This is a genomic window from Chamaesiphon sp. OTE_20_metabat_361, from assembly GCF_031364565.1.
The window spans coordinates 1-5,648 of record NZ_JANLWO010000207.1; the positions used below are offsets into that span (position 1 = coordinate 1).

Annotated in this window: 7 protein-coding genes; 4 read left to right on the forward strand and 3 right to left on the reverse strand. The window is 45.6% G+C overall.

From position 1 onward, the window contains the following. The 3 genes from RMO35_RS05775 to RMO35_RS05785 form a co-directional block, all read right to left on the reverse strand. Positions 1 to 574, reverse strand: a 574-nt coding sequence (locus RMO35_RS05775) for a VWA domain-containing protein (protein ID WP_309739233.1), incomplete at its 3' end; no start/stop codon positions are given. A 225-nt stretch (positions 575 to 799) separates the two neighbouring features. After that, a complete protein-coding gene (locus RMO35_RS05780) occupies positions 800 to 1,780 on the reverse strand; it encodes a protein phosphatase 2C domain-containing protein (RefSeq protein ID WP_309739234.1) in 981 nt (326 codons plus the stop codon). A gap of 98 nt (positions 1,781 to 1,878) precedes the next feature. Beyond that, positions 1,879 to 2,511 carry a DedA family protein gene (locus RMO35_RS05785; RefSeq protein WP_396134921.1) on the reverse strand — a complete coding sequence of 211 codons (633 nt, stop codon included), beginning with the start codon at positions 2,509 to 2,511 and terminating at the stop codon, positions 1,879 to 1,881. A 422-nt stretch (positions 2,512 to 2,933) separates the two neighbouring features. Here RMO35_RS05785 and RMO35_RS05790 point away from each other — a divergent pair, with 422 nt between their 5' ends. From RMO35_RS05790 to RMO35_RS05805, 4 genes are all read left to right on the forward strand, one after another. After that, positions 2,934 to 3,788 (forward strand): DUF4388 domain-containing protein, encoded by an 855-nt coding sequence (locus tag RMO35_RS05790; RefSeq protein WP_309739239.1) that lies wholly within the window; start codon positions 2,934 to 2,936, stop codon positions 3,786 to 3,788. Between the two features lie 164 nt (positions 3,789 to 3,952). Next, entirely contained in the window at positions 3,953 to 4,426 is a 474-nt protein-coding gene (locus tag RMO35_RS05795; RefSeq protein WP_309739241.1) for a hydrocarbon-binding protein, read from the forward strand. Positions 4,427 to 4,491: 65 nt separating this feature from the next. Then, complete coding sequence (locus RMO35_RS05800) at positions 4,492 to 4,857, forward strand: roadblock/LC7 domain-containing protein (protein ID WP_309739242.1); 366 nt, start codon at positions 4,492 to 4,494, stop codon at positions 4,855 to 4,857. A gap of 267 nt (positions 4,858 to 5,124) precedes the next feature. Continuing rightward, positions 5,125 to 5,648 (forward strand): DUF4388 domain-containing protein (locus tag RMO35_RS05805; RefSeq protein WP_309739243.1); only part of this gene is annotated, 524 nt, incomplete at its 3' end.

The window sequence follows — 5,648 nt, forward strand, 5'->3', positions numbered from 1 at the left end:
TACCTAATAATTTAGCCGCAATTTTCTGGAGTTCGGCGACGCGCCAATCTGTCCCCACACCGCGACAATCGCACTGAAATTTACCTTCGGATGCTTCCAAAACTCGAACTAAATCTTCCTCATCATTCGGATCGTTTTGTCCGTCGGTGAGTAACAAAGCTTGACAAATTGCTTGGGGCATTTTGGTAAATTCACCCAAAGCTGTATGCAGCCAAGTAGACATTAATGTCCCGCCACCTGCGGAAATTTCTTTAACTTGGGCAATGGCACGCTGTTTATTCTCCGGAATGGCGTTAACCAGTGGGATCAGTAATTTGGCACGACTCGATCCGGTGACGACGAAAAATGCGGCGTCGGTAGGAATCAGCTCGATGATTTTAACGATCGCATCTTTGGTGGCAATCATTTTGGCACCACCCATCGAGCCAGATGTATCGCAAATAATCCCGAATAGGCGTTGACTGTGTGCTGCAACTGCCACCCCATCAGCACTAGTGCTAATTGTCATGATGGCATTTACGTCTCTAGCACCTTGGGGAAGGTAAGGATTTTGGAAGACTTCGGCGGTAAACATGGCTTAGGCTTTAGGTATTAGGTATTAGGTATTAGGCTTTAGGTGTTGGTTTTTAGGCTTTAGGTATTAGCCAGTAAAAGAGATTTTGTAGGTGGGCATTGCCCACCAGCTAAGGTTTACGCGATTTTTATCTGATAAATATTCTCGATCGGGCACTTACTTTCTTCCGTACTCTACCCGCTAGTTTTTGACGATTACTGAATACTTGGGGATGACAGAGACAGATTATGCAGAAATTGGTCGATCGTTAGTAACAAAAATGCCTACTGTAATATTATCTTGTCCGCCTTGTTGATTTGCGTAGCTAATGAGGTGACGGACGATGGCGGCGCTATCGAGGGTGGGCGATCGTCTGAGTGTATGGTAAAGGTAGGCTGGATCGGGAGCGTAGTTCCATAAGCCATCTGTACACAGCAGCAGATAGCCCGGACTGGGGATGTTAAAAGTGATGAGATTGGGTTTCCCATCGTCGGCGGTATCTGCACCGCGCCAACGGACGATCGCATGGGCGTAGGGAGATGCCTCGGCTTCGGCGGGGGTATATGTACCAGACTCGATCGCATCGCGCATCCAGGAGTCGTCTTGCGTGAGCTGGAGGGACTTTTCGGGTGCCAGCCAGTAGGCACGGCTATCGCCTAACCAGCCGATCGTGACAATCTTATCGCGGACGATCGCGGTCACGATCGTGGTGGAAGACGGATCGACATTTGATGTCGGATCGATCGGGATTTTGGCGACGGCTTGGAGTGCTGCGGCGACACCGAGATCGATTGCTGTAGATGGATCGTCGCTATGTGCTAGAGCTGTCTCGATCTCCTGCATACAGGCAGCTACGGCGGCTTGGGAGGCGAGTTCGGGATGCTGGGAACTGGAGACGCCATCGCAGACGACGAGAATATATGTCTCGGGGTCGATGATTTTGAGCGCGATCGCGTCTTCATTTTGGTGGTGTCTGCGCCCGCGATCGCTTGCCCCGGCTAGATTAGCTGCGGGTTGAAGTTCGATCGTATCATGGGCTAGTTCTACTTGTCGAAAGCCACATTCAATGCAATAACGCTCGGCATCGATTTTAGTTGATGGGGCACCGCATTTTTGGCAAGTATTCGCGATCGCTTGGGAGCTGGGATTCGGCACCAGACTCACCCCACATTCTTCACAAAAGCGATCGTCTGGGTCGATGTTTCCTCCACATTGATGGCAGTTCATAGGCACTCGGTTGCGGTCTGCATGTCAATTTTACAGGTGAATCGGTTCGATCGCCTATTGGCGGCTTCAGTGATGAGTTATGCAGACACTAGCAATGCTTATTCGCCTTCGCCAGCTTTTTTGACAATCCGGGATTCCAACCAAATCGGTACGAAAATAAACCCGCTCGCGATGAACAGAGCCAGGATCGCAAATTTGCTCACCCACTCTAATAACTGTTCGAGGGAGACGATTCTGCCGACAAAAAAGGCGAGCGTCGTCATCACCGATGCCCAAGTTACCGCTCCGAGCAAATTAACACCGAGGAATTTGCCGATGGGCATTTCCACGACACCCGCCATCGGACTAGAGACGATCCGAATTAGGGGAATAAACCGACCGAAGAAGACGGCTTTAACGGCATTTTCACTAAATTTGGTTTTAATCTCTTCTAGCTGGACTTCCTGAATGCGGAAGATTTTTGACGCTGCTAAGATCAGCTTCCAGCCGCCATACTTACCGACGAAGTAGCCGCCCACCCCGCCAATAAAAGCACCCATCGCCGCAGAGCCGAGGACGAACCAATAGTTTAGTTCCCCACTCCCAGCCAAAAATCCACCGACGATCGTGATGGTTTCACCAGGTAAGGGAATTCCCAAATTTTCTAACAGAATGCCTACGAAGACAGCGAGATATCCGTATTGACTTGCCAGCGCCTGGATTGTCTCTAGTGATAGGAATTCCATCGATATCTGTGGGGATATAAATAACTTTACATTTATATATTAACTGAGGAATGGAGATTAGGAAATCTCGATCGCGTTGAGATTGCCTGCTGGATCGATGTCTTGCCCAAAACCGATCTGAATTTTTGAGGATTGCTGTTAGTAAGCGATCGCTCGTGGGCATACTAGTCCAGAAGCTACCTAAAAATACCAATAATTTTAGCAGACCGATGACCGATCGCCGGACACGTCGCCGCTGAATACTTGAGTAGTTTTGAGCAGCATCCAGATCGAATCCGTTTTGCGCGGCTATACCCATGATGTATTTGAATTTACGACTGTCGAGTAATCGCGCAGTCATAAATCCGTTCCAAGTTGCTAGTAATAATCGCCCTCGCCAAATATTCAGCATCGTACCGCCTAAATTCACAGATATCGGAGATATCTAAATGTCGCTAACTGGTTGTTTGTCAGAATATTCATTGGCTGAGATCTTTAATTTTGTCCAAGAGGGTCACAAAACTGGTCTATTGTCGATCGAGCCAGATCGCTGTTTGAGTCGTTCTGTGGATAACGCTTACTATATTTCTTTCCAAACCGGACGAATTATGTCTGTAGGTAACGGGTATGGAACAGAGTACACTGGCTTACTCAAGATGATGGAGCAACGGCAGTGGCTATCACTCGAACAAGTGACTGGCTTGTCAATTAATGCCAATCGATTGGGTCAACCATTAGGTACTTATCTCAAAGGTTGTAATCTGCTCGATACCGACCAATTGAGATTACTTTTTGATGCTCAAGTAGTTGCTAGTATCTGTAAGCTATTTGGTGAAATTCATTACGGACGGTTTAATTTTAATGCTCAAGCATCACTAATGTATGCCGAAATGACGGGGATTAGTTTAACAGCACAGGAAATGTCTTTGTTAGGCTTGAGAATGCTCCGAGACTGGAGTAGTTTAAATGCTAAATTACCCGCACTCGAATCTTGTCTCCAAAAATTATCTTCAACCGAGCCAAAATTACGCTTGGATCGTCAAGAAACTAATGTTTGGAATCTAGCTCAAGGAGATCTCTCGATCGAGACAATTGCCGAGCGGCTGGGACTGTCGATCGAGAAGGTTCAGCAGATTGCTTTTCGTCTATGTACGATCGGTTTGTTGCAGGAAGTTCCACAACCCTATATTTATAAACCGATCGATCTGCCAGATCCTATTGCTGCTAGTAATAGTAATGTTCCTAGTCCGGTTTCCAATTCGTTCTTGGGCAAATTAATGGGATTCTTGAAACAAAAGACTTAATTTGAAGATCCTGTTACATCCAGCTCCTCAATGGGCATATTAGATGGTGTATAGGTTCAGTTCCTCAAAATTACCCGATTAACTAATTTTCAGGCTAAACGGTGACTAATTGAGCGGCGATCGTAACCAAGAATTAATTCATTAGTTAAGCAAAATCTCCACCTATGTCTAATACACTCGCAAATCGCCCTACCTTGGGTCAATTTAGTAGCATTGTTTGTTTCAAATCAGTGATTACTGGGATGGAAGAAGCTTTAGGCGAAAAAGCTACAGCAATCGCCTTGATTGCCGCCGGACGCGAACGCGGTAAAAACCTTGCTAAAGAGTTGGGTTTATCCGGTTCTACTGAAGATCTCAGTGTCATTGCCGCTAAATTAAACGAAGCAGTTGGTGCTAATGGTACCCACCTGACTGCTGTCGATAAAATCGTCCAAGAAGGCGATATTTACAAAGTTTATTGTTCGGAAACTGTCTGTTCTGCTGGCGAACCTCAAGGTTCCGATCGCAAATGTACTTTCACGCTGGGTGCAGTTTGGGGTGCATTGAGTGAAACCACTGGCAAGAAACTACGTGGTGTGCATACCGAATCCGTCTTGCGCGGCGGTACTCACGACGTGTTTGAATTCTCGACTCTCTAAATCTAGTCTCGATCGATCGGGATTCAATTATCAACCTAACCACATCAATTATTACAGAGAAAATCATGGGCACAAGTACGATCGGTGGAATTTTACAGAACTTTGTTTCGGGTACTGCGGATGTCCAAGGTGCAGCCTTGGTATCCCACGATGGCTTACCATTAGCCTCTAGCCTACCCGGTGCGATGGATGAAGAACGGACTTCGGCAATGTCTGCGGCGATGCTCTCCCTCGGCGAGCGTATCGGTAAAGAATTATCCCGTGGTAGTGTCGAAAAGATCATGGTTGAGGGTGCTGATGGTTATGGCATTCTCATGGGTTGTGGCGATGATGCGGTCTTCCTCGTATTGGCAAACCAGTCTGCTAAGCAAGGTTTATTGATGCTCGATATTAAAAGAGCCGTCAATGAAATTAAAGCGGCACTCAATTAATTAATAATTAATAATTAATTTGCCAGCGATGATGAATTGGGAGCGAATATCTTTATCGATATTCGCTTTTATCTGTCCGTTGTCGTTACTAAAAGTGCGATAAAAGATTGTTTTTTTCAAGCATTCAGATACTCTATATATCTAAATTAGTTGAAGTAAATTAAAGACAATCGATATTCAATATTATCTAGATACACTTTCCTTGGTGGATTTATATATTTTCAAGAAATAGATATCCACTAACTCGTAAATATGTTGGAGATATAAATGTCCTTAGCTGGCTATTTATCAGAATATTCATTAGCTGAAATCTTTCATTTCGTCCAAGAGGGCAATAAGACTGGATTACTATCACTCGTGCCAGAAAATACTTCGGGACGCTCTTTTAGTAGTGGTTATTATCTTGCCTTTGAAGGTGGACGCATTATGTCTGTCACCGATGCTGCTGGTGCAAAGCATCAGAGCTTGCTCGATCTAATGCAGCAACGCCGCTGGCTCTCCGTAGAGCAAGTGGTCGGATTAAGAACGCGGATCGCATCGCTCGATCGACCATTAGGTACCTATCTCAAGTCGATAGATGTTGTCAATGCCGAGCAATTAACATTAGTATTTAATTCTCAAGTAATTGCGGCAACTTGCAAACTATTTGAAATCCACAATGGTAAGTTTAAATTCGATCCGCAAGCACCATTAAGTTATGGTGAAATGACGGGATTGAGTCAGACAGCTAATGAGGTTGCCTTGTTGGGATTGAGAATGCTCAAGGATTGGAGTGGTTTAACTGCCAAATT

What these genes read in the sequence shown, in the direction of transcription:
- RMO35_RS05795 (WP_309739241.1), top strand. Translation starts at nt 3,953, where the DNA reads ATGTCTAATACACTCGCAAATCGCCCTACCTTGGGTCAATTTAGTAGC.
- RMO35_RS05800 (WP_309739242.1), top strand. Translation starts at nt 4,492, where the DNA reads ATGGGCACAAGTACGATCGGTGGAATTTTACAGAACTTTGTTTCGGGT.
- RMO35_RS05790 (WP_309739239.1), top strand. Translation starts at nt 2,934, where the DNA reads ATGTCGCTAACTGGTTGTTTGTCAGAATATTCATTGGCTGAGATCTTT.
- RMO35_RS05780 (WP_309739234.1), bottom strand. Translation starts at nt 1,780, where the DNA reads ATGAACTGCCATCAATGTGGAGGAAACATCGACCCAGACGATCGCTTT.